Origin of the sequence: Caenispirillum bisanense, from assembly GCF_039523075.1 — a bacterium.
In the GTDB taxonomy this organism is placed as follows: Bacteria; Pseudomonadota; Alphaproteobacteria; order Rhodospirillales; family Rhodospirillaceae; genus Caenispirillum; species Caenispirillum bisanense.
On record NZ_BAAAEP010000112.1, the window covers coordinates 1 to 2,981 of the forward strand.

Below are 2,981 nucleotides of genomic sequence, written 5' to 3' on the forward strand. Positions count from 1 at the left end.
GCTCGTCAGGCTCATAACCTGAAGGTCGCAGGTTCAAATCCTGCCCCCGCAACCACCTCCCGATTTCCTGTATGAGAAACTTGATACAGGATTTCTGGATTCATCCACAAGTGGATTGTGGTAGAGCGCCCTCCAAAAAGGAGGCGGCTCACCTTATCAGCCCAAAAAGACGAAACCCCGCAGTTGGCGCTGCGGGGTCTCTGACGTGTAGAACACGCCCAACTCTCTGTATGTGAGCCAATTCTACGCGAAGGACGGCTGTTGTCAAGCATCAAGCCGTTCGGGGTTGAGGCCGAAATCATGCATGAAATCAATCTCATGTCCTGCCGGCGTTGCTCGGCGCACGGAGACTTACCCACAACTTGACCTTTCGGCCCGTCAGGCTCGCGCGCCAGGTGTCACGACGGCGTCGGTGACCGGCTTGGTGCTGCGCGGCGTGAAGGTGCTGACGCCAGCGCTGACGCCGGCGGCGGTGCATCTGCTGGCGTTGCTGGTCGAGCACGTCCACGGCGACGACCGGTGGCGCCTCGGCCGCCTGCGGGTGGTGCCGAGCAACGCCCGGCTGGCGGCCATGATGGGCACCTGCGAGCGCGGCATCCGCCGCCTGCTGAGCCTGCTGGAGGCCAACCACTGGATCGTCCGCCGCTACACCGCCAGCAACCGCCGCAGCCGACCCGAGGCCGGCATAGACTTGGCGCCGGTTGCGGCGCGGCTGGCCGATCTGCGGCGCGCCGTCGATTGGGTGGCGGAAGAGGGCAGGGAGGCCCGGCGCCAAGCCGATGCCGAACGCGACGATGCCGGCGCCGATAGCCGGACGAGTGAGTCCGGCAGGGAGGACAAGTTTGTCCCCCTGAAATCCTACAGTGGAACTCCTAAGCCTTCGGCTTCTGTACAGGTCGCCGAAGCGGCCGCCGCGGGCGAGCTGGTGAGCCTCATGCTCCACGCCTCGCCGGGTCTCCAGGGGCTGCTGTCGTCCCATGACCTGATCGACCTGCAACGCCCACGACCACCGGGGCCGGCCTTGAACCGGCTGACGGCGGCCGTGGGCGTTTTCGTGCGTGAGCTGGGGTTGTCCAGCGGGATCTGGACCGAGGCCCTCGCCCGGCACGGATGGGCGGCGCTGGCCGCCGCCGTGGTGGTGATGGAACGACAGGAGGTGAAGCGGCGCGCCGGCTACCTGCGGTCCATGCTCCGCCATCCCAAGCTGGCCGAAACCGTCCGCCACAGCCTGCGGCGCCTTGTCGACGGAGGGCACGGGTCATGACCAAGCAACCGCCCCCTATTCCGCCCGTCGTCGATCAGCCCAGGTGGACGCGCGACGACGTTGAGGCTGGGCGCTGCTCCGGTCTCCAGATCAACACGCTGACCGTCCGCGAGCACCAAGCGTTGCTGGTGAGCCGAGGGCAGGGGCCGCTGTCGCTGGCCGAGATCGCGCAGATCCACGGGTCTGATGCCGTCGAGGTAGAGGCGGCTCGGCAGGCACGCCAGAGCGCCGCGCCCGGGGCCGCGCCGAGGGGACGGCAGAACAAGGCTGTGCGCTCCGTCGTCGTCGACGGGCGGCGCTGGAAGGTCACGATCGAGGCTGACGACGGGGGAGAAGGCTGATGATCCGCCGCCGTTCCTCAGGCTCCAGCCTTCAGGCGCACGCCGGCGCCGGCACTGGCGCTTGTTTCTCCCTCCGCAATGAACTCGACGCCAGCGTCCTCAAAGGCCTCCTGAATGGCCCGGATCGTCCCCGCGTGCGCCTTCAGTGGCCCCGGTTGAGTTTCCAGGCGCTTGATCGAGGGAAGGGAGATGGCAGCCCGCTCGGCGAGATCTTTTTGCTCCCACCGAAGCAGCATTCGGGCCGCCCGGACTTGCTCGCTGGTCATGAAATGATACCTCAGGTATTGCACCTTAGCTCATCTCATGTTATACCTCAGGTATCAAATGAGCAAGGGAGCATGCCGATGAGCCGCCTCGCCACCATCATCAATCTCAAGGCCGTCCGCGCGGCGCGTAGCTCACCCGTGGCGCCGTCGGCGGATGTCCCGGCCGCCTACCGGGTCGGCCAGCCGGTGACAGTGCTCGGGCGCCCCATCCGCTACGGCTGGGGTGTCGGCATCAGCCGCTGCCCCTTCACCGGAACCTTCTCCTACACCATCCACACGCCACGCGGCCGCATCGTCTGCCGTGAGACCACGTTGCGCGGCTCCGCCGCCGATCAGGATGTCTGATCATGAAGCTCCATGCCTACCGCCATGATGTCCGCCCCCAGCGCGGCCAGGTGAACCACCGCATCGCCCTCGGCTTCCACAGCCTCGCCCCCGAGCTGGCCGACCGCCTCATCGCCGCCGCCGAGGCCAGGGAGGCCCTTCAGGTGGCCCCGACCTACACCCACGCCACGAGGAGCTGGGAGACGGCGTCCTTCTTGCTGGAGATCGTCACCGGCGACGGCCTCGGCCTCTACGAGACGGACACGTTGCCCGTCGTCGATGAGATCGCCCGGCCAGCCAAGGAGGGCGAGACCCTGTCGCCGGAGGAGATCGACGCGCACGCCCGTTGGATCGTCGAGACCGCCGACGTCCGCATCACTGGCGCCCACTTCGAGCCGATCCGCGACGACAGGTGGCACTATGGCAAGCAGGTGCACGACGGCTTCATCGTCGTCGACTTGAAAGGGCCGCCGTTCCGGCCCTTCCACCTGCAGCGGCAACAGGGCCAGGCGACCCATCCAGTCTTCCAGGGCGGCCGGTTCCATGGGTACGCCAGCACCGAAATCGGCGCCGGCCGTGCCCTCGACCGCCTGGGCATCAAGCCCGAACACGGCTGGAAGCTGAAAAACACCCCGCTCGGCCGGGTGTGGTTCCCCCGCAGCGCCGACGACGTGGCGCACCGCCTGCGCGAGGTCCGCCGCCTCGCCGAGCCGCTGGCCGAGGCCTGCGACAAGCTGCGTGGCCTGGACCTGAGCGAAGAGCCCGAGCTGGCCCGTGAACTGGCCG

At 67.5% G+C, this 2,981-nt stretch carries 5 protein-coding genes; 4 read left to right on the forward strand and 1 reads right to left on the reverse strand.

Annotated features, from left to right (window positions below):
• Positions 1–412: 412 nt before the first annotated feature.
• Together ABD056_RS22580 and ABD056_RS22585 are read left to right on the forward strand one after the other, a co-directional pair.
• On the forward strand, positions 413–1,264 hold the full coding sequence (locus tag ABD056_RS22580) for a helix-turn-helix domain-containing protein (protein WP_343870533.1): 852 nt from the start codon (positions 413–415) through the stop codon (positions 1,262–1,264).
• Positions 1,261–1,605, forward strand: coding sequence for a hypothetical protein (locus tag ABD056_RS22585; RefSeq protein ID WP_343870535.1), 345 nt, complete (start codon positions 1,261–1,263; stop codon positions 1,603–1,605). The genes ABD056_RS22580 and ABD056_RS22585 overlap by 4 nt, the downstream gene beginning before the upstream one ends.
• Before the next feature lie 17 nt (positions 1,606–1,622).
• On the opposite strand, the gene ABD056_RS22590 is transcribed toward ABD056_RS22585, so the two are convergent.
• On the reverse strand, positions 1,623–1,871 hold the full coding sequence (locus tag ABD056_RS22590; protein ID WP_343870537.1) for a helix-turn-helix domain-containing protein: 249 nt from the start codon (positions 1,869–1,871) through the stop codon (positions 1,623–1,625).
• 78 nt (positions 1,872–1,949) lie between these two features.
• On the opposite strand from ABD056_RS22590, the gene ABD056_RS22595 reads away from it, so the two are divergent.
• Positions 1,950–2,216 (forward strand): hypothetical protein, encoded by a 267-nt coding sequence (locus ABD056_RS22595; RefSeq protein WP_343870539.1) that lies wholly within the window; start codon positions 1,950–1,952, stop codon positions 2,214–2,216.
• A 2-nt stretch (positions 2,217–2,218) separates the two neighbouring features.
• On the forward strand, positions 2,219–2,981 hold a 763-nt coding region (locus ABD056_RS22600; protein ID WP_343870541.1), incomplete at its 3' end, for a hypothetical protein.